Origin of the sequence: Oscillibacter sp., assembly GCF_040505565.1 — a bacterium.
Lineage (GTDB): Bacteria > Bacillota > Clostridia > Oscillospirales > Oscillospiraceae > Oscillibacter.
Map to the genome: position 1 here is coordinate 15,372 of NZ_JBEUWZ010000021.1, position 19,970 is coordinate 35,341.

At 57.7% G+C, this 19,970-nt stretch carries 17 protein-coding genes; 12 read left to right on the forward strand and 5 right to left on the reverse strand.

Features of this window, described 5'->3' with window-relative positions:
• Window position 1 precedes the first annotated feature (1 nt).
• Window positions 2-694, forward strand: a complete 693-nt coding sequence (locus ABWQ15_RS10905; protein WP_353908798.1) for a hypothetical protein — start codon at window positions 2-4, stop codon at window positions 692-694.
• A gap of 119 nt (window positions 695-813) precedes the next feature.
• Here the strand turns inward: ABWQ15_RS10905 and spoIID are convergent, their stop codons facing one another.
• The gene (gene spoIID / locus ABWQ15_RS10910) at window positions 814-1,833 is read right to left on the reverse strand and encodes a stage II sporulation protein D (RefSeq protein ID WP_353908856.1); all 1,020 of its coding nucleotides are present in this window, start codon (window positions 1,831-1,833) and stop codon (window positions 814-816) included.
• A 370-nt stretch (window positions 1,834-2,203) separates the two neighbouring features.
• Between spoIID and ABWQ15_RS10915 the strand changes: the two genes are divergently transcribed.
• The 3 genes from ABWQ15_RS10915 (at window position 2,204) to ABWQ15_RS10925 (ending at window position 6,480) form a co-directional block, all read left to right on the forward strand.
• Window positions 2,204-3,037 (forward strand): hypothetical protein, encoded by an 834-nt coding sequence (locus ABWQ15_RS10915; RefSeq protein ID WP_353908799.1) that lies wholly within the window; start codon window positions 2,204-2,206, stop codon window positions 3,035-3,037.
• Complete coding sequence (locus tag ABWQ15_RS10920) at window positions 3,034-3,732, forward strand: anaerobic ribonucleoside-triphosphate reductase activating protein (protein WP_353908800.1); 699 nt, start codon at window positions 3,034-3,036, stop codon at window positions 3,730-3,732. Before ABWQ15_RS10915 ends, ABWQ15_RS10920 begins: the two co-directional genes overlap by 4 nt.
• A 327-nt stretch (window positions 3,733-4,059) precedes the next feature.
• Window positions 4,060-6,480, forward strand: a complete 2,421-nt coding sequence (locus ABWQ15_RS10925; protein ID WP_353908801.1) for a ribonucleoside triphosphate reductase — start codon at window positions 4,060-4,062, stop codon at window positions 6,478-6,480.
• Window positions 6,481-6,555: 75 nt separating this feature from the next.
• Here ABWQ15_RS10925 and ABWQ15_RS10930 read toward each other — a convergent pair whose 3' ends face one another.
• The 3 genes from ABWQ15_RS10930 to ABWQ15_RS10940 all read right to left on the reverse strand — a co-directional run bounded on the left by ABWQ15_RS10930 (window position 6,556) and on the right by ABWQ15_RS10940 (window position 11,510).
• Window positions 6,556-9,129 (reverse strand): cation-translocating P-type ATPase, encoded by a 2,574-nt coding sequence (locus tag ABWQ15_RS10930; protein ID WP_353908802.1) that lies wholly within the window; start codon window positions 9,127-9,129, stop codon window positions 6,556-6,558.
• A 237-nt stretch (window positions 9,130-9,366) separates the two neighbouring features.
• A complete protein-coding gene (locus tag ABWQ15_RS10935) occupies window positions 9,367-10,236 on the reverse strand; it encodes a radical SAM protein (protein ID WP_353908803.1) in 870 nt (289 codons plus the stop codon).
• Window positions 10,233-11,510 (reverse strand): aspartate aminotransferase type Ic, encoded by a 1,278-nt coding sequence (locus ABWQ15_RS10940; RefSeq protein ID WP_353908804.1) that lies wholly within the window; start codon window positions 11,508-11,510, stop codon window positions 10,233-10,235. The genes ABWQ15_RS10935 and ABWQ15_RS10940 overlap by 4 nt, the downstream gene beginning before the upstream one ends.
• Before the next feature lie 238 nt (window positions 11,511-11,748).
• On the opposite strand from ABWQ15_RS10940, the gene ABWQ15_RS10945 reads away from it, so the two are divergent.
• Entirely contained in the window at window positions 11,749-12,264 is a 516-nt protein-coding gene (locus ABWQ15_RS10945; protein WP_353908805.1) for a M48 family metallopeptidase, read from the forward strand.
• Window positions 12,265-12,274: 10 nt separating this feature from the next.
• The gene (locus ABWQ15_RS10950; RefSeq protein WP_353908806.1) at window positions 12,275-12,979 is read left to right on the forward strand and encodes an IMP cyclohydrolase; all 705 of its coding nucleotides are present in this window, start codon (window positions 12,275-12,277) and stop codon (window positions 12,977-12,979) included.
• An 85-nt stretch (window positions 12,980-13,064) separates the two neighbouring features.
• Here the strand turns inward: ABWQ15_RS10950 and ABWQ15_RS10955 are convergent, their stop codons facing one another.
• Window positions 13,065-13,343, reverse strand: coding sequence for a hypothetical protein (locus ABWQ15_RS10955; protein ID WP_353908807.1), 279 nt, complete (start codon window positions 13,341-13,343; stop codon window positions 13,065-13,067).
• A 608-nt stretch (window positions 13,344-13,951) separates the two neighbouring features.
• Here ABWQ15_RS10955 and ABWQ15_RS10960 point away from each other — a divergent pair.
• From ABWQ15_RS10960 to ABWQ15_RS10985, 6 genes are all read left to right on the forward strand, one after another.
• Window positions 13,952-15,121, forward strand: coding sequence for a glycosyltransferase family 4 protein (locus ABWQ15_RS10960; protein WP_353908808.1), 1,170 nt, complete (start codon window positions 13,952-13,954; stop codon window positions 15,119-15,121).
• A complete protein-coding gene (locus tag ABWQ15_RS10965; RefSeq protein ID WP_353908809.1) occupies window positions 15,106-15,696 on the forward strand; it encodes a TVP38/TMEM64 family protein in 591 nt (196 codons plus the stop codon). The genes ABWQ15_RS10960 and ABWQ15_RS10965 overlap by 16 nt, the downstream gene beginning before the upstream one ends.
• 109 nt (window positions 15,697-15,805) lie before the next feature.
• Window positions 15,806-16,879 (forward strand): glycosyltransferase family 4 protein, encoded by a 1,074-nt coding sequence (locus ABWQ15_RS10970; RefSeq protein WP_353908810.1) that lies wholly within the window; start codon window positions 15,806-15,808, stop codon window positions 16,877-16,879.
• Between the two features lie 100 nt (window positions 16,880-16,979).
• The gene (locus tag ABWQ15_RS10975) at window positions 16,980-17,156 is read left to right on the forward strand and encodes a ferredoxin (RefSeq protein ID WP_353908811.1); all 177 of its coding nucleotides are present in this window, start codon (window positions 16,980-16,982) and stop codon (window positions 17,154-17,156) included.
• A 264-nt stretch (window positions 17,157-17,420) separates the two neighbouring features.
• Window positions 17,421-18,266 carry a diaminopimelate epimerase gene (gene dapF / locus ABWQ15_RS10980; protein WP_353908812.1) on the forward strand — a complete coding sequence of 282 codons (846 nt, stop codon included), beginning with the start codon at window positions 17,421-17,423 and terminating at the stop codon, window positions 18,264-18,266.
• Between the two features lie 40 nt (window positions 18,267-18,306).
• Window positions 18,307-19,596 (forward strand): dicarboxylate/amino acid:cation symporter, encoded by a 1,290-nt coding sequence (locus tag ABWQ15_RS10985; protein WP_353908813.1) that lies wholly within the window; start codon window positions 18,307-18,309, stop codon window positions 19,594-19,596.
• Window positions 19,597-19,970: the final 374 nt, after the last annotated feature.

Consider the following 19,970-nt stretch of genomic DNA (forward strand, 5'->3'; position numbering starts at 1 on the left):
TGTGAAAGCAAAGAAAAATAAGGTTATATTAGCGCTGATGTGTACGGCGCTTTGTATCAGTTTTCTAAGCAGCTGCGCAGACAACCAGCCAAGTGGGTCGCAGACGTCGCAGCAGGAGGCCGACAGCTCCTCCGGAAAAGAACCGATTGATCCGCCTGATGGCGAGAAGTCCACAGCTCAGCAGGACGCAGAATCGAAAGATATTTCTCTTCCCGAGGCGCTTCCTAAGGAGTTTGTATTTGCAAGTGGGGCCGGCGCATGGGGTACTGTGATTACGTTAAATCCTGACGGTTTCTTTGAAGGATCGTATTCTGATTCTGAAATGGGCGACAGCGGCGAAAACTATCCGCACGGGTCTGTCTATGTCTGCGAATTCAGCGGACAGTTTGACGATATTAAGCAGGTAGATGGCCACACCTATTCCATGACACTGGGTAAAGTAACCGCTTCTAAGGAAAAAGATGAGGAATGGATCGAAGACGGAATCCGCTATATAGCCTCAGATCCATATGGGTTGGAGGATGGAACGGATTTTCTGCTTTATACCCCGGAAACACCAATAGAGGGGCTTTCCGAAGACTTCCTAAGCTGGTGGCCAAACCGATATACGCAAAGCGAAAAACCGTTGAAGACTCTTTCGTGTTATGGAATCTATAATCAGAAAATGGGATTCGGATTTTTTACCTCTGAATAAACTGAGCCGCCCGACACCCAGTCTTTGATGATAAAGTCCCGCCGTTTTCCATAAAGGTGGAAAACAGCGGGACTTCATTCTGCCAAAAGAATCAATGCTTTTCAAATTGCTCCCGGCGGTCAGCTGAGGGCCTCCGGCAAGTATACCGCCACGGTCACTCCGGTATAGTAGTGGGTGATGATTCCCCTCCAGTCGCTGCCGTCCTTTGCCATCTGCTGCGCGCCGTATTGGCTCATCCCAACACCGTGGCCATACCCGGTAACAAAAAAGACGATGTTTCCATCCTGAATCTCCGTTTCAAAGGTGGTGGAGCGCAGAGAGAAAATCGTCCGCATCTGTGTCCCCCGGATGTTGACGCCGCCCACGGTGACAGAGTCTACGTTGCCGTCCTCACTGACCTTTCGTTCACGAATCCAGCCGTCGGCGGAACCGGACAGCTTGGCCTCCGGGTGCGCCGCCAAAAACAGCTTTTTGAATTTCTCCGGCGTGAACTCCGCCCGACTGTAGTAATTGGGGACATTCGCCCCCTCCGGGCTGGAGACGCTCTGGAGATAGGGCAGGTCGCCGGTCCACACCTCGCCTGAATTTTTCGTCTGCCCAGCGGAGGAGGAATGAAACACTGCCAGAATCGGCTGCCCGTTGTACAGGATCGTCTGCCCGTCGGTGAGGGAAACGGCATTTTCGATTTTCGCCTCGTAATTCTCCGCGTTTTTTCCCCAGTTGGAGGCGGCGGTCTCTTTGTCCAGGTACGCCTGACAGCAGGTGGGGTCGCCGCAGACGTCGGCCACGTCGCCGTGGTTCCCGCCGGTGGCCATTTTGTACAAAGTGTAGGTCCGCGCCGCCACTGCCTGGGCGCACAGGGCCTGCTGCTCAAAGGAGGCAGGCATCTCCGCCCGCACCACGCCCTGAAGGTATTCACCCATGGACATGGTCTCCACCTGATCTCCCAACAAAACCCGAATGGTGTACGACCCATCGGTCTCCCCCGGCGGCAGAAGTTCTATTTTAGTTTCTTCCTCCGGCTCCGGCTCCGCTTGCGCTTCCGCCTCCCGCCGGACCACGTGGGTCACCACGGTAACCAACGGCAGCAAGAACAGGAGACATAACAGGACGACTGAGACGCCCAGATATCGTTTCATCACGTTCTTTCCTTCCCTGAAGCGCCGCTTTAAAAAAGCGGGCCTTCGAATGCGGCGCGTCTTTCGGACGGCCTGTACATTTTTTTAAGAAAGCACTGGTTAAATTGAGCGCACCGCGCCGGCTTTTCAACCTATGCGCCGCGGAGTGAAAACAGACCTCCGCGGAAATTGTTGTATTTTGTTATTGTAGCACGAATTTTCCCGAAGGACAACCTTACCGCCCGAGGAGTCCATCTTGGGCGACGCCCCCTGTGGCGGCGTGAGTGGACAAAGTGTCGGCGGCGGAGTATAATATTGGCAGCGGCGCTCCGCGCCCTTCAATTATAAATTGTACCGGACGCTTCGCGTTCGGGCTTCGGAGGCTATCCATATGAAGAACACCACGGCCCTCACAGTGTTATCGGCGGCGGGCGGTGCGGCCGCTTTCGCCCTGCGGCTGCTACAGGAGCACACCGGCTTTTCGCCGGACACCAGCCTGTCCATCCCCGGAAATCTTCCTGCGCGGCTGATGCCTGTCCTTTTGGTCTTTTTAGGGGCGGCGCTATTTTTGCTGGTCCGCCGTCTGCCATCCCGCCATCCCGATCCCCGTCCGTTTCAGGTCGTCTTCTCCGTGCAGGGATCCATCACCCCGCTGGTCTGCGGCATCGCCCTGCTGACCCTCTCCGGGGCGGTGGAGGTGCGGTCTTCTCTTTCAGGCTCTTTGCTCTCCGCACCCGGTGGAATGCTGCCGGCGGCGGCTGTCCTGATCTCCGGCGCCCTCACGGCTCTCTCCGCCCTTTGCCTGCTTCCCGCCGTTCTGACCGCCTCTGCGGGGCGCCGTTCCCGCAGCCGCCGGGCCGCGCCGCCGACACTGCTGCTGCTCGCTCCCACGGCGTTGGTGTTCCGACTGGTGTTGGACTATCGGGCCCGTTCCGCAAATCCAACGCTGGAAGCTTACGCTTTGGAACTTCTGGCCCTCGGCTTTGCCGCGCTGGCTTTTTTTAATCTGGCCTCCTTCGCATTTGGAGACGGCTCCGCGCGGGTCTTTTCTTTCCTCGCCGGTGCAACGGTCGTCCTGTGCACAGCGGCGCTGGCGGATGGACTGGACTTCGCCCAAAATGCGGCCTTCGGCGGCTGCGCCCTCTTTTTCCTGGGCTTTCTCTGCTCCCTTCAGCCCGATGCAGGCCATACGCGCAGCAGCGTGAGTGAGGAGGATCCGCTATGAATATCAGTGGACTGCAAAAGCTGTCCCTTGTTGACTTTCCCCGCAAAATGGCCGCCACAGTCTTCACCGGCGGCTGTAATCTCCGCTGTCCGTTTTGTCACAACGCGCTGCTGGTCACCGCTCCGGCGGAGGAACGGGAGCATTACGAAACGGGGGAGGTTCTGGATTTTCTCGCCTCCCGCAAAGGCCTTTTGGACGGAGTGGTCCTCTCTGGCGGCGAGCCGCTGCTTCAGGAGGGGACTGCGGAATTTGCCGCCGCGGCGAAGGCGCTGGGCTTTGCGGTAAAGCTGGATACCAACGGCTGCTTCCCGAACCGGCTCCGCGCACTGCTGGACGCGGGAAACATCGACTACGTGGCCATGGACGTCAAAAACAGTCTGTCCAAATACCCCAGTACCGTGGGCATTCCCGGCTTCGACACCTCCTGTGTACAGGAAAGCGCAGCGCTTTTAATGGAGGGACGGGTGGATTACGAATTCCGCACCACAATGGTCCGGGAATTCCACACCGAGGCGGACCTTTTGTGTATCGCTCACTGGCTGGAGGGCGCGAAACGCTACTGCCTCCAGAACTTTGTGGACTCCGGCACTCTGATTCAAGGCGGGCTGCACGGCTTTTTTCCTCAGGAAATGCACGCTCTTGCCGAAGTCGTCCGCCCCTATTTTGCGGACATTTCTCTGCGTGGTGTGGATTGAACCGTGGAAAATGGCCTGGTTTGCTCTTTTACATCCGTCAGAAATTCCGTGCTCCCTGATGCAGCGGGATTTCCCGGTCATACGTCGTCCCCCATTGCTTTACTAAATCTAGGAGTCAATTGACGTTTTTCATGAAATCTTCCACAAGATATAGGGATTATTCTAATTGACATCTATTGGTAATCCCGCTAAAATAAGGACAGAGGGTGCTTCGGCATCTTTTCATTCTATTTTGTATGTCCGCATGCAAAGCGGCAGTGGGGTTTGTCCCCTCTCCTGCCGGCGCATGAACGGCAAATCTGTGTACTGAGAAAGAGTGGGAGCGGCATGTATCGAGTTTTGAAGCGGGACGGCAAAGTCGTGGATTTTAACCTGTCCAAAATCAGCGTGGCCATTACCAAAGCGTTCGACGCTATGGGGAAGACCTATAACACCGACATCATTGATCTGCTGGCGCTGAAGGTTACCGCCGACTATCAGGACAGGATTAAAAACGGTGCGATTTCCGTGGAGCAGATTCAGGACAGCGTTGAAAACGTTCTCATCAAAGCAGGTTACGGCGATGTGGCCAAGGCGTACATTCTCTACCGCAAGCAGCGGGAGAAGATCCGCAATCTTGGCTCCACTGTGCTGGATTACAAAGAGCTGGTAAACAACTACCTCCACGTGAACGACTGGCGTGTCAAGGAGAACTCCACCGTCACCTATTCCGTGGGCGGACTGATTCTCTCCAACTCTGGTGCCATCACAGCAAACTACTGGCTCAGTGAGATCTACGATCCGGAGATTGCCGAAGCCCATAAAAGCGGCGATCTCCACATACACGACCTCTCCATGCTCACCGGCTACTGTGCCGGATGGAGCCTGAAGCAGCTTATTACCGAGGGGCTTGGCGGTATTCCCGGGAAGATCACCTCCTCTCCCGCCAGCCATCTGTCCACCCTTTGCAACCAGATGGTGAATTTTCTTGGCATCATGCAGAACGAATGGGCGGGCGCTCAGGCGTTCTCCTCCTTTGACACCTATCTTGCCCCCTTCGTGCGGGTGGACAACCTCACCCAGAGGGAAGTCAAGCAGTGTATCCAGTCCTTTGTATACGGCGTGAACACCCCTTCCCGCTGGGGTACGCAGGCTCCGTTTTCCAATATCACGCTGGACTGGACCGTGCCCCGGGATCTGGCGGACCTGCCCGCCATCGTGGGCGGGAAAAAGATGGACTTCACTTACGGGGACTGCAAAAAGGAAATGGACATGGTGAACAAAGCCTTCATCGAGATCATGATCGAGGGCGACGCCAATGGACGGGGCTTCCAGTACCCCATCCCCACCTACTCCATTACCCGGGATTTCGATTGGAGTGAGACGGAAACCAACAAGCTTCTTTTCGAGATGACCGCGAAATACGGCACACCGTACTTCTCCAACTACATCAACTCCGACATGGAGCCCTCCGATGTGCGCAGCATGTGCTGCCGCCTCCGTCTGGATCTCAGAGAGCTGCGAAAAAAGTCCGGCGGCTTCTTTGGTTCGGGCGAGTCCACCGGCTCGGTGGGCGTGGTGACCATCAACCTGCCCCGCATTGCCTATCTTGCAAAGGACGAGGCGGACTTCTACAAGCGGCTGGACCGGATGATGGACATTTCCGCCCGGAGTCTGAAAACCAAGCGTACCGTCATCACAAAGCTGCTGGAGGCGGGGCTGTATCCTTATACGCGGCACTATCTGGGCAGCTTTGACAATCACTTCTCCACCATCGGCCTCATCGGCATGAACGAGGTAGGGCTGAACGCCAGCTGGCTGCGCAAGGACCTGACCCATCCCGAAACACAGGCATTTGCCAAAGACGTACTCAATCACATGCGGGAACGGCTGAGCGATTATCAGGAGAAATACGGCGACCTTTACAATCTGGAAGCCACCCCCGCCGAATCCACCACTTACCGTCTTGCCAAGCACGACGTGGAGCGGTACGACGGGATCGTCACCGCCGCGAAGCCCGGCGACACGCCCTATTACACCAATTCCTCCCATCTTCCGGTGGGTTATACCTCCGACCTCTTCGACGCCCTGTCCATTCAGGACAATTTGCAGACCCTCTACACCTCCGGTACCGTGTTTCATGCCTTTTTGGGAGAAAAGCTGCCGGACTGGCAGGCGGCGGCATCCTTGGTACGGAAGATTGCTGAGAATTTTAAGCTGCCTTACTACACCCTCTCTCCCACCTACTCCATCTGCTCGGAGCACGGATATATCGCCGGGGAACACTTCACCTGTCCCAAGTGCGGCAAGAGCGCGGAGGTATACAGCCGCATCACCGGCTATTACCGCCCCGTCCAAAACTGGAACGACGGTAAAACGCAGGAATACAAGGACCGTAAGCTTTACGATCCGAGCGCGGTCCATACGGAGGTAAAGCAGTCCGGCGGGCGGGAGCGGAGTGAGGCTTTGCCCGCGGTGAAAGCCTCTCCCCTGCCGCCTGTGGAGCCGGACTCCACGGCGCAGGCCATGCGGGACGCGGTGGACGAACTGTTTCTGTTCACCACCAAGACCTGCCCCAACTGCAAAACCGCCAAAGAGGAGCTTGAGAGGGCGGGGCTGGTCTATACGATCATGGACGTCAGCGAGCATCGGGATCTGGTGCGTAAGTACCACATTATGCAGGCACCCACCCTGCTGGTTCGACGGGGCGGTCAGGTTCAAATTGTTTCCAGCGCTCCCAGCATCTGCGAATTTGCCACCACACGTTAACAGCAAAAGGCCCGCCGTCCCAATGGGACGGCGGGCCTTTTGTTGTTAAAAAATTCCGCGGGTCGCTTTGCAGAATCATTTTTTACGAAGTGCTTTCAGTGCCTGAATGACCACCATACTGCCGAAGGCAAGCCCCACAATGGCCCCCAGATTCGCTGGGGACAACGCCGCCACACTGAACAGCGGTTCCAGCGCAGGAATCACCAGCACGCTTCCCAGCAACACCGCGCCCACGGCAAACGCACCCAGCAGATATCGGTTATTGAAGAATTTCTTTGTAAACAGCACAGGGCGCGCGGCCTTGCAGTTGAACCCATGGAACAGGCGGCTCAGGCACAGGGTGGCAAAGGCCATGGTGCTGCCCGTCTGCGCGCCGCCGGCGCGCAGACCAATGTGGAAAGCGATCACAGTGGCCATGGAGATCACCAGGCCCTCTACTCCCACATTAGTAAGAAATTTTCTTGTCAAAATTCCCTCGCTCCGGGGCCGGGGCTTCTGGTTCATCACGTCCTCGCTCTGTGGCTCCAGTCCCAGGGCGATGGCGGGCAGGCTGTCCGTCAGCAAATTGATAAACAGCAGATGCACCGCCGCAAACGGCACCGGCAGTCCCGCAAGGGACGCGTACAGCACCGTCAAAATCCCCGCCATATTGCCGGAGAGCAAAAACTGAATGGCCCGCTTGATGTTGGCGTACACCCCGCGGCCGTTTTCCACGGCGCGGATAATGGTGGCAAAGTTGTCGTCCGCCAGCACCATTCCGGCGGCGTCCTTCGCCACCTCCGTGCCGGTAATGCCCATGGCCACACCAATGTCCGCCTGCTTCAGGGCCGGGGCGTCGTTGACACCGTCGCCGGTCATGGCCACTAGATTGCCTCGCTCCTGCCAGGCGCGGACAATGCGAATCTTGTGCTCCGGGGAAACTCGGGCATAGACGCTGACTTTGGGAACGAACTCCCGCAGCTCCCCATCACTCATGGAGTCGATGACCGCGCCGTCCACGGCTTCGGTCCCCTCGGTGAGAATGCCGATCTTTTTTGCGATGGCGGCGGCGGTAATCCGATGGTCGCCGGTAATCATCACCGGACGGATACCGGCCGAAATGCACTCCGCCACAGCTCTGGCGGATTCGACTCGGGGCGGGTCCATCATGGCGATCAGGCCCAGAAAATTGAGCCCCTTCTCGTCTGAGAGATTGACCGCCGGAGCGTCCACCTTCCGGCAGGCAAAGGCCAGCACCCGCAGACCCTCCCGTGAAAACTGCGCATTGACCGCCTCGATCTCCTTCCGTTCCTCTTGGGTGAGCACCGTGCGCTCCAGCAGCACGTCCACCGCGCCTTTTGTCATCATCATCAGCCCGCCGGAGAGTTGATGGACCGTGGACATCAGCTTTCGGTCGGAGTCAAAGGGAATCTCCGTCAGCCGGGGATAGCGTTTGCGGGTCTCCTCCTCGTCAAAGCGGAACTGTTCGCCAAGACGCACCAAAGCCGTCTCGGTGGGATCGCCCACCTCGCCGTTTTCGTTGACCGTGGCATCGCTGCAAAGCAGAGCCGCCCGCAGCAGCGGCTCCTCCACCGGGTCGTCAAAGTTGGCCTCCTCCACCGGAATAATTCTCCCGGCGGTATAGAGCTTTTGGACGGTCATCTTGTTCTGGGTCAGGGTGCCGGTCTTGTCGGAGCAGATGACGGATACGCTCCCCAGGCCCTCCACCGCCTGCAGCTTGCGGATGATGGCATTTTCCTTTGCCATCTTTCGGGTGCCAAAGGAGAGGACAATGGTGACGATGGAGCTCAGCGCCTCCGGAATCGCCGCCACCGCCAGAGCCACGGCGAACAAAAACGCGTTCATCACCGGCTCGTGCCGGAAGAATACGCTGACGGCAAACAGGATGCCGCAGAGAATCAGAATACCCACGGACAGCTTTTTCCCAAACTGGTCCAGACTCACCTGTAACGGCGTCTTTTTCTCCCCGGCGGCTTTCAGCAGCGCCGCGATGCGGCCCATCTCCGTATCCATACCCACGCCGGTGACCAGAAAGGTTCCACGGCCATAGGTGATGAAGCTGCCGGAATAGACCATGTTCTTCCGGTCCCCCAGCGGCACGTCGTTCTCAATCTCACTGGGGTCCTTCTCCACCGGCAGACTCTCACCGGTGAGGGCGCTTTCGTCCGCTTTCAGCGCCGCGCAGTCCAGCAGCCGTCCGTCGGCGCATACTGCGTCCCCCGCGTCCAGACACACCACGTCGCCCACGGTGACCTCCCGTCCGGGAATTTCCCGGACAGCGCCATCCCGCAGGACTTTCGCCGTGGGGGCGGACATCCGCTTCAAGCTCTCCAGCGACGCCGCAGCCTTGACAGTCTGAACCGTACCCAGCACCGCGTTCATGGTAATCACCGCCAGAATCACAACGGCGCTCTCCGCGTCTCCCAGCGCGATGGACACCGCCGCCGCCGCGATCAGCAGGATCACCAGAAAGTCCGCAAACTGTTCCAGAAAAATACGGATCGTGGATTTCTGCCTCTCCGCTCGCAGCTCGTTGGGGCCGTTTTGTTCCAGCCTTTTCGCGGCCTCCGTCCCGGTCAGTCCCTGCGCGCCGCAGTCCAGATCACGGAACAGCTCCACCCTTGCTTTTTTCCAAATTTCTTTTTTCATATCGATAGTATCCCCCATTTTTCTGTTTGCCGGACATAAAAAACGAGACTTTTGCGCCAACGCCAAAGCGTTTGCTCAAAAGTCTCGCCATTTCGATCCGAAGCGGGACAGAAACTCTGCCCGACCTGACGCCAGCGGATGCACCTTTCAGTGCCGGCTACTCCCTCATGATTAGATTACATCATATCGAACTTTCCGGTAGCTGTCAAGGGAAACTCCGCTAAAATTTCGTAAATTTTACAGGCCGCGCCATTCCTCCGGCCGCAGCAGGGAAAGATCCGCCGCAGCCCGGTCAATAGCCGCCAGCATAGCGTCCCTGTCGCCGTTCAGCGTTCCTCGCAGCGCCAAGTAATTGCTGGCGTGGTTCATGCGGAACACGCTGCCGGGGCTGTCCAGATGCTCCACCAGCAGCCGCGTCTCCCGCAGGTCCTCCACCGGGGTCAGCAGCTTGAAGGAACCGTCCCTTACCCAGTCGAAAAGCGGCGTCCCCGGTTCCACCATCAGCGTCAGCATTCCGATATACTCCGGGTCCATGGCATTGAAGGCCGCCGCGGTCTCCACCGCGTGCTTCTCCAAAAGCGTGGGGCCGCCAAGGCCTGTGATGGCGGTGACGGAGAGGGCAATGCCGTTTCGGCGGATCTTCCGACCCATCTCCACGATGAAAGCCGCGTCATGCCCCTTTTTCATCTTCTCAAGTACCGCGTCGCACCCGGATTCAAGGCCCATGTAGACCATGGTCAAGCCCTTGGCCCGCAGAGCCTGCAATTCCCCGTCCGTGCGAATCTTCACGCTGTCCGGCGAGGCGTAGCACGTCACCCTGCCACACTCCGGGAACAGTTCCCGGATCGTATCCAGAATGGTTCCCAGTTCTCCCGCTTTTCGGACCAGCGCATCCCCATCGGCCAAAAAGATCTTCTCCACCTGCGGATAGAGCTGCCTGGCCTCGCGAAAATCCGCCAGAACCTCCTCCAGCGGACGGATGGAAAACCGCTTCTCCTTATACATGCTGCAAAAGGCGCAGGTATTATGGCTGCACCCGAAGGTCACCTGGACGATGAGGCTCCGGGCCTCGGAGGGCGGGCGGTATACACTGCCAACATATCTCATTTCGAAATTTTCTCCAGTGCGGACATTCTAAGGCAGGTGCACAGCACTTCCATGGCGGTCTCCAGTTCCTCCAGCGGGGGCAGGGACGGCGCGATGCGGATATTGCTGTCCTGTGGGTCCTTGCCATAGGGGAACGTGGCTCCGGCAGACGTCATCGTGACGCCCGCGGCCTTGCAGAGGTCCAGCGTCCGCTTGGCCGTGCCGGGCATCGCGTTGAGCGAGACAAAGTAGCCGCCCTTGGGCCGCTGCCAGGAGGCAATGCCCAGAGGGGCAATCTCCGCTTCCAGCGCGTCCGTCACACAGCGGAATTTGGGCCCCAGGATTTCGGCATGGCGGCGCATCAGCTCCAGCGTGTGGACCTTGTCCTTTAAAAACAGCACGTGGCGCTGCTGATTCACCTTGTCAAAGCTGATGACCTGTACGCTCATCAGCTTTTTCATATAGTCCATATTTGCCTCGGAGCAGGCAAAGCACGCCACGCCCGCACCGGGCAGAGTGATCTTAGAGGTAGACGCGAACTCAAACGCCATATCCGGGTTTCCCGCACCGGCACATGCGCAGAGGATATCCGGGAAGGGGACAAACTCCCCCTCGAACTCATGGACACAGTAGGCGTTGTCCCACATCAGCAGGAAATCCGGCGCGGCGGGCTTCAGCTCGGCGATGCGCCGCACGGTTTCCTCCGAGTAAACGATCCCATCGGGGTTGGAGTATTTCGGCACATTCCACATGCCCTTCACCTGCGGGTCCCGGACGGCAGCCTCCACCGCGTCCATGTCCGGGCCGTTTTCCGTCATGGGGATGGTTACAAGTTCAAAGCCGAAGGACTCCGTGATCTTGAAGTGCCGGTCATAGCCCGGGGCGGGACAGAGCCATTTCACGCACTCCTCCCTGCACCAGGGGCGCTCACTGTGCAAAAGCCCGTGGGTATACGCCTTGGAGATCGTATCGTACATCAGCTGAAGGCTGGAGTTGCCCGCGGCGAACACCTGCTCCGTCCGGCAGCCGAGAAGTTCCGCGAACAGGCGGCGGGCGGCGGGCAGACCGGCCGTCTCGCCGTAATTCCGGCAGTCAATCCCATCGGACACATAGTCCTCCGGTGTTTTAAAAACGTGAAGCAGTCCCTCACTGACCAGATCCAGCTGGGCTTTTCCGGGCTTGCCCCGGGCCATATTCAAATTCAGTTTCCGATCCCGGAGCTTCTCGAATCTTCGGCAGACAAGCTCCTGCTCCTTCAGCTGTTCCAGCTTGCTCATTTCAGCATACACGGTCATAGGCGCCATCCTTTCGTGCGGCGGACTTCCCCGCCCGGTTTTCCAGATTTCGACTGATTTTCAGTATACCCGTTTATTTCGGTCCTGGCAATATGGATTTTGCCGGTTTTTCTTTGGTAGTCTCCTTCCCGGCGTACGTTCCGATTAATTGAAACTGCTCTTGTGGATATTTCTTGATGCCGCGGGCCAAGTTAAGGTAAATCTTGCACTTTTCCCTCCGCTGTGCTATCTTAACGATATGGAAACATATTCTCTGATTCGCTCCCGCCGGCGGACGCTGGCGCTGGAGATCACAAAGGATTGTCGGCTGCTCGTTCGCGCACCTCTGCGGTGCCCGGAGGGGACCATCCGGGAGTTCGTCACCCGGAATCAGCTCTGGATCGACCGACACATGGTGAAGGTTCGGCAGCGAGCCGCCGAGGCGGGACCTTCACCCACAGCGGAGGAGATCGACGCGCTGAAAGCCCGGGCCCGGGCCGTCCTGCCGGAAAGGGTGGCGCGCTACGGGGCCATGATGGGCCTTTGCCCCACCGGCGTGAAAATCACCGCCGCTCAAAAGCGATACGGCAGCTGCAGCGCAAAAAACAGTTTATGCTTTTCCTGCTACCTGATGCGCTCCCCCGATGAGGCCATCGACGCGGTGGTGGTTCATGAGCTGGCCCACATCCGCTATAAAAATCACGGAAAATTGTTTTATGCTCTGATCGAGCAGTATATGCCCGATTATAAAGCGCGAAAAAAGCTGCTGAAATAAGGAGACTGTCATGAACGTACAGAGCGTCGAAACCCTTCTGCGTGCCAACCGCTATCCCGGCCGGGGCATCCTGCTGGGCCGCAGCGCCGACAATCGGCATGCAATCCTCGCCTACTTCATTATGGGCCGCAGTGAAAACTCCCGAAACCGCGTCTTCGCCCCGACGGAAGACGGCATCCGCACGCAGGCCCATGACCCCGGAAAAATGACCGATCCCAGCCTCATCATCTATCATCCCGTCCGGGAATTCGAGGGAAAGATCATCGTTACCAACGGCGACCAGACCGACACCATCCGGGACGCGCTGGCGGCAGGTCACTGTTATCGCCATGCTCTGCTCACTCGCGCCTTTGAGCCGGACGGCCCCAACTGGACGCCCCGCATCAGCGGCGTTTTGAAGCCGGACTTCAGCTATAACCTGTCCATTCTGAAATCTCTGGATGGAGACGAGCACTGCTGCTGCCGGTATTTCTTTGAATATGACGCGCCGAAGGCCGGCATCGGCCACTTCATCCACACCTATCAGGAAGACGGAAACCCCCTGCCCTCCTTTGAGGGAGAGCCGCGCCCCGTGGCGCTGGACGCGCCGGACGCCGCCGCCTTTTCTAAGCAGCTGTGGGACGCGCTGGATGCGGAAAACAAGGTTGCCCTGTTCGTGCGGTACGTGGAGATTGCCACCGGCAAGGCGTCTGATGTCATTCTGAACAAATATTGAGCGCATAAAAGTGAAGGGTCGAAGGCGATGCCTTCAGCCCTTCACTTTCGTCTTTTCTCAAGTACGGGTGCACGATCTCCGCGGTTCAGCCCTCCGGCTCCTGCGGAACCTCCGGCCGCGCCTCCCGCAGCGCCGCAAGCACCTGATCGGCGCTCTCCTGCTTTTCAAAGGTGAAATTCTGGTAGAATCCCCCGGAATACTTCATCCGCAGGATCACCACCGGCAGTTCACCCCCGCAGCAACCGGTCAGAGACACTCTGGACTTCTGCGCCCAGGCCCACTCCACCGCGGAAAAAGGCAGATACTTCTCTCCGGGAAACGTCTTGAAATAGATCGCCGCGCCGCTCACGCGGTACTGTCCCACCCGCTCGCCTTACGGTCCGCCGCCGGGTCCGGTAGGACAAACTCCGGGCAAAGAGATTTCATGGCCATGACTCCGCACCTCCTTCAGGAACGTCTGATCGATATCACACGCCAAAACCATTTTTCGTTTTTTACGCGCTCGGCGCAAAAATTCCGCGAATCTGCCGATACTAGGCAAACCCTCTATTTTTATCATTATAACTTTCCTTCCTGAAAAAAGCAAGCCACACCCTGTCTTTGATCTCAAACGGGGCGATCTGGCCGAATTTCATATCCACTCAGTAATAATTATCCCAAGTTTTACGGAATGGCCCCTTGACTTTTTTTGCAAGCGTGCTATTGTACTCATGTACTAAATATTTGATACAGTTTTTTCGTGTTACCTCTTGACATTTTCCCTTTTTCGTTCTACACTAACCGTATTAATACAGCTAGTACAGTTTACGGTTTCAGTCTGGAGCTGCACCGAAAATACTTAAAATATTTTAAAATTTGAAGTGTTTTCCCCGCGCTCCTCGTATATTAAGTATAGCTGCGTACACGGCGCCCGGCGATCAATGGCCGCGCGTATAAGATAAGATTATCTACACCGGAAAGGATGTTCCTTTTATGAAAGTTTTGATTGCCTCCGACTGGTACGCCCCGACTGTCAACGGCGTGGTGACCTCGGTATTGAATCTTCAGCGGGAGTTGGAGGCCCAGGGCCATGAAGTCCGGGTTCTGACCCTATCTCAATCCCGGCACACCTTGGTACGGGATAAGGTGACCTATGTGGGCGCCATGAGCGCGGGACTGGTTTATCCCGGTGCGCGTCTGCGCACCGCTCTGGCCACCCGTCAGGTACAGGCGCTGATCCACTGGCGGCCCGACGTCATTCATACACAGTGCGAATTTTCAACCTTTCTGCTTGCCAGAAAGATCAGCGACCACACCGGAGCACCCATCGTCCACACCTATCACACGGTCTACGAGGATTACACTCACTACTTTTCTCCCAGCCGGACCTGGGGACGGCGTATGGTGGCGCTGGTATCCCGGCACATCATCGCCCAGACCGCCTGCGTCATCGCTCCTACGGAAAAGGTGCGCGGCATTTTGAAAAATTACAGTGTCCGTCGCCCTGTGTACGTGATTCCCACAGGCATTGATCTGAGTCGGTTTTCCGGTCTGTCCGACGGCACTTATCTCCGTCAGTTAAAGGCGAAGCTGGGAATTCCCGAGAACAACTTTGTGCTGACCTACGTGGGCCGCCTGGCCAAGGAAAAGAATGTGGAAGAGCTCTTGGCCTGCCTTGCGGAGCTGAATCGGGACGACATCACCCTTCTTCTGGTGGGAGATGGGCCTTACCGCCAGACGCTGGAGGAAACTGTCCGGGACCTGGGGCTGTGCGATCGCGTGGTGTTCACCGGAATGGTAAAGCCCGCGCAGGTGGCGGACTACTACCGGTTGGGCGACCTGTTTGTCAGCGCCTCCACCAGCGAGACGCAGGGCCTCACTTATATAGAGGCGCTAGCCTCGGGGCTTCCCGCCCTGTGCCGGAAGGATACCTGCCTCGCCGGAGTCATAGAAAACGGAGTCAACGGCTGGCAATTTGCAGATGGCCGTGAATTTACCGCTCATTTGCAGGAGTTTCTAGCGGACGAGCAACTCCGCGCGTCCATGCGTGCCGCTGCCGCGGAACACGCCCGGCAGAATTTCTCCGCCGAGAGCTTTGTCCACCGCGTCGCGGAGGTATACGCCTCCGCCATAGAGGGGGAGGGACTATGGAAAACCGCGTAACTACAAAAGTGCTGCTGAACCTATGTACCGTCGCGGGTCTGATCGGCTGCGCCCTGCTGGTGCTTTACGGCTGGCAGCATCAGCTGTTCACCTCTCAGGAGGCACTTCAAGCTTACATCACCGGCTTTGGCGCACTGGGCGCGCTGATATTTGTGGCATTTCAGGCGGTGCAGGTGGTCATCCCCATTCTGCCCGGCGGGTTGGGATGTCTGGCGGGCGTGCTGCTGTTCGGCCCGGGGCTGGGCTTTGTGTACAATTACGCCGGTATCTGCGTCGGCTCCATCGCCGCGTTTCTGCTGGCAAAGCAATATGGCCGCCCTTTACTCGCGGTGATGTTCAAACCGGATACCATTTCAAAATACAAAGCTTGGACCTCCCGCCGGTTCGACGTACTGTTTGCCGCCGCCATTTTCTTTCCCGTGGCTCCCGACGACTTTCTGTGCTACCTGGCCGGCACCACCCCCATGCGCCTGGGCCGGTTCACCGCCATCATCCTGCTGGGGAAACCCGCCGCCATCGCGCTGTATTCGCTGGGGCTGAACGTGGTGTTCCAACATGCGGCGGCGCTCCTGTAAATGCCGCCCGCCTGTCTGCCGGGACGGTTGAAGCCAAAAATCGCAGCACAGAGTGGGTTCTCTCCGGCCCGCCCTGGTTTGCTGCGCCCTGAAAAGGAGGAAATCTGTCATGAGTGTTCAATTATATGCCGGCTCTTTGTCTCTGGTCTGCCGCAGCGGTGTGGGGCAGGCTGTGCTTCATCAAAAGGAAATGCTGTCCGACGCGGATATCGTCTCCACGGAGCGCTTTGTTCCGGAGGCCCGGACGGTTCATATCAACACCGTTTTGCCCGACGCGCCGCTGGCCGCTCTCCGCGCCCACCTAGCGGGAAAAAAGGTCGTGTACTACGGTCATTCCACCGAGGAGGACTTCCGCAACTCTTTCAAGGGGTCAAACCTTCTGGCGCCGCTATTCCGCCGGTGGATCAAATTCTGCTATGAGCGGGGCGACGTGATCATCACCCCCACCCCCTATTCCAAGCAGCTTTTGGAGAGCTACGGCATCCGCCGTCCGATCTACGCTTTGAGCAACGGTGTGGATACGGATTTCTTCACCCCCTCTCTTGCCCGCCGCAAGATATTCCGGGAAAAGTACGGCGTCAGGGAGCAGGAGAAGGCTGTTCTTTCCGTAGGACACTATATCGCCCGCAAGGGCCTTGTGGATTTTGTGGACATGGCCCGGAAGCTGCCGGACGTCCGTTTCTTCTGGTTCGGCTATACCAATCTGGACCTGGTGCCTCACGAGATTCGGCAAGCCATTGCCGACGCTCCGTCCAATCTGGTTTTCCCAGGTTACGTGGGCCGGGATGAGCTGCGGGACGCCTACTGCGGGTGCGACGTATTTGCCTTTATGAGCCACGAGGAGACCGAGGGCATTGTGGTTCTGGAGGCTCTGGCCTGCGGCATCCCCACGGTCGTACGGGACATCCCAGTGTACCGGGACTGGCTCACCGACGGCGTCTCCGTCTGTAAGGCCAAGGACAATTGGGACTTTTTGCGGAAGGTCTCCGGCCTTCTGAATGGCGACCTTCCCTCTCCCGCTGCCGGCGGGCTGGAAGTGGCCCGCAGCCGCAGCATCGCCGCCATGGGCCGGGTACTGCGGACGATCTACGAGTTGGAAGGGCTACCCTATCAGACCCTGGAGGAAATGTCCGGACGAAAGACGGGGTCTGTTCGTGCCCGACGTCCCGTGGCCCACGCCTGAGCATATTGATTCGCATAAGCTATCCAGGGAAGGAATTACCCAAGCCGGGCATACTAGCCACGGCGGTTTTTCCGCCGAAAAACGGAAAGGAAGGGATTTTATGCGTGCTCATGTGGATCCGGACACCTGCATCAGCTGCGGCCTGTGCGTCGACTCCGTACCCGAGGTGTTCAAGTGGAATGGGGACGGCAAGGCTGAAGCCTCTGCCGACGGCCCCGACGACAAGGTAAAGTCAGCCATTGACTCCTGCCCCGTCTCCGCCATTCAGGAAGCCTAACGTATCCAAACCTTCAGGCTGCAAAAAAGTCCTTTGGGACCTTTTTGCAGCCTGAATATTTTTACCTTCCAACAAACTTGAAGCGTCCGGCTTCCTAGCGGAATCCACCGTTTTCGGCAGTTCCATTTTTATTTTTCCTTTTTTCTCCTATTGCTCAAAGAAGGCCGCACTTTTTGCATGGAATTTAGCACATTCTCCAGTGTAATTGCGGGTTATCTGCTGATATAATAGAGCAAGAAAATTTGAGAGGGGGGTCTGCCGCTGATGCAATTTTGGAAAATGAACGGCGCGGGCAATGACTTCATTGTCCTGAATAATCTGGAGGAACATCTGCCGACGGAGGTGTTCCCGGAGATGGCAAGGACGCTGTGTGAACGGCATCTGTCCATTGGAGCGGACGGCTTCATGGTAATTGATACCCCCGATCAGGGTGGAGATTACAAAATGCTGTTCTACAACTCCGACGGGTCGGTTGGTGAAATGTGCGGCAACGGTGCCCGGTGCATCTGCCGATACGGCTATGAAACCGGCCTTGCCGGAGAAACTCAAACCGTGGAAACCACGGCGGGCATCATCACCGGCAAGCGCATGGACCGGAGGCTTTACCGCATCCGGCTCAACGACCCCTCCACCGTCCAGCTGGAGCACCCCATTGAGGTAGGCGGCGTCCGATATCCCTGCGCCTATGTGGAGCTGGGAAACCCGGGCCTGCCCCACGCCGTGGTCCCCTATCGGGGTCTGCAGAACGCGGATCAGGGCGAGCTGCGGGAGCTGGGCCGCGCCATGCGGCATCATCCCTCTTTCCCCAAGGGGGCCAACGTGAATTTCTATGAGATCACCGGCGAGGATACCGTCTATGAGCGGACCTTTGAACGGGGCGTGGAGGATTTCACCTATGCCTGCGGCACCGGCACCGGCTCCGTCGTCACCGTCCTGACCCTTCAGGGCAAGGTCTCCGGTCAGGGCGTCAAGGTCGATATGACCGGCGGGCGGCTCATCGTGGACGCGGAGCGGGACGGCTCCCATATCGCGGCTCTGTATCTGACGGGGCCCACCAACATCATTTGCAAAGGCGAAATTACCGATGAGGAGCTTCGCCCCGCAAAATAAATTATCCCCTATTGTGTGTGAAAGAGAGGATTGGAGATTTATGAATAAAAAAGCCTCTGTCTGGAGCAGCTATGGTCTTTTGATCTGCATGATCTGCGGTATCTTGCTCGGCTGCGTCGTCGGCGCTATGTTCCCCAATGTGAAGGACGCAGACGGCAATGTGACCGCAGCGGGTGCCTCCGTTTTGAAGCCCCTGGGTCAGATCTTTATCAACCTGATGTTCTGTATCGTGGTCCCCATGGTGTTCGCATCCATCTCCGGCGCCGTGGCCAACATGAAAAGTGCGAAGCGGGCCGGCAAGATCATGGGTACCACCATCGTCACCTTCGTGGTCACGGGAGCAATCGCTGCCGTCATTATGATCGTGCTGATGAAGCTGATCCCCCCGGTGCTGACCCCGTGGCAGAATATTCCCGCCGGTACGGTGGATGAGCAGAAGACCGTGGCGGAGCTGATTGTCAGCTTCCTCACCGCCGAGGACTTTGTGGGTCTGCTGAGCCGTCGGGCCATGCTGCCGCTGATCGTGTTCTCCATTATTTTTGGGTTCGGCGTGAACATGAACGGCGGCCCCGACAGCATGGTTGGAAAGTTCCTGAATGACCTGTCCAACTGCATGATGAAGGTCGTCAAGATTGTCACCTATTATGCCCCCATCGCGTTTTTCGGCTTCTTCGCCGATCTGGTGGCAACCTATGGCTCCGGCATCGCCAAGGACTATGGCCGGGCGTTGATCGTCTACTATCCCCTGTGCTTCATCTATGTGGTCACCGCGTTCCCCCTGTTCGCCCGCTTCGGCGGCGGCAAGGGCGCTGTAAAAGTGATGTTCAAGCACATCCTGCGGCCCGCTGTCACCAGCCTTGGCACCTGCTCGTCCGTTGCCACCATCCCCACCAACATGGAGGTGGCGGAGGAAACCGGCATTCCCAAGGATGTCAGCGAAATCGTGGTGCCTCTGGGAGCCACGATGCACATGGACGGCTCGTGTTTCTCCTGCGTGCTGAAAATTGCGTTCCTGTTCGGCGTGTTCGGCATTCCCTTTGACGGCGCCGGCACCTTCGCGAAAGTGATTCTGGTGGCGGTTTTGTCCTCCGTGGGAATGAGCGGCATCCCCGGCGGCGGTTACATCGGCGAGTTCATCATGTGCTCCGTGTTCTTCCCCTCTCAGATGGAGTTGGCCTATCCCATCGCCATTACCATCGGCAATCTGGTGGACCCTCCCGCCACCATGGTCAACTCCGCCGGAGACTATGTGATCAGCTATGTGGTGGCTCGCTTCGTGGACGGCAAGGATTGGCTGCAAAAGGCTTTGGCCGCCAAAAAAGAGGGCTGAACAGCCGGCCATGAAAAGGGACCCGCACCGACGAGGAATCGTAAGTTAAACTTGTTTTTTAGGAAACGGCATGGCCTGCGGTCATGCCGTTTCCCGTTTCATAGGCCATCCACACATGTTCCGGGAGCCTGTATGCATAGATTATCTTATTTATCAGCGTGACGGCGCCGCGGTCCTGTAAATAGCGGCTGATAAGGCAGGCCCTCCATGCCTCCGTCCAATCGCCGGTGAGAATCGGCAGATCTTCATAAGCAGGAGCGAGCGCGAAGAAAAGCACGCAATTCGACAAAGAACTGGCCGTTTCGTCCAGAATGTGCTATAATAAACATAGAGCGGCTGCATCCCGGCCTCTGTGCAGCCGCCGAAAGGGCGGC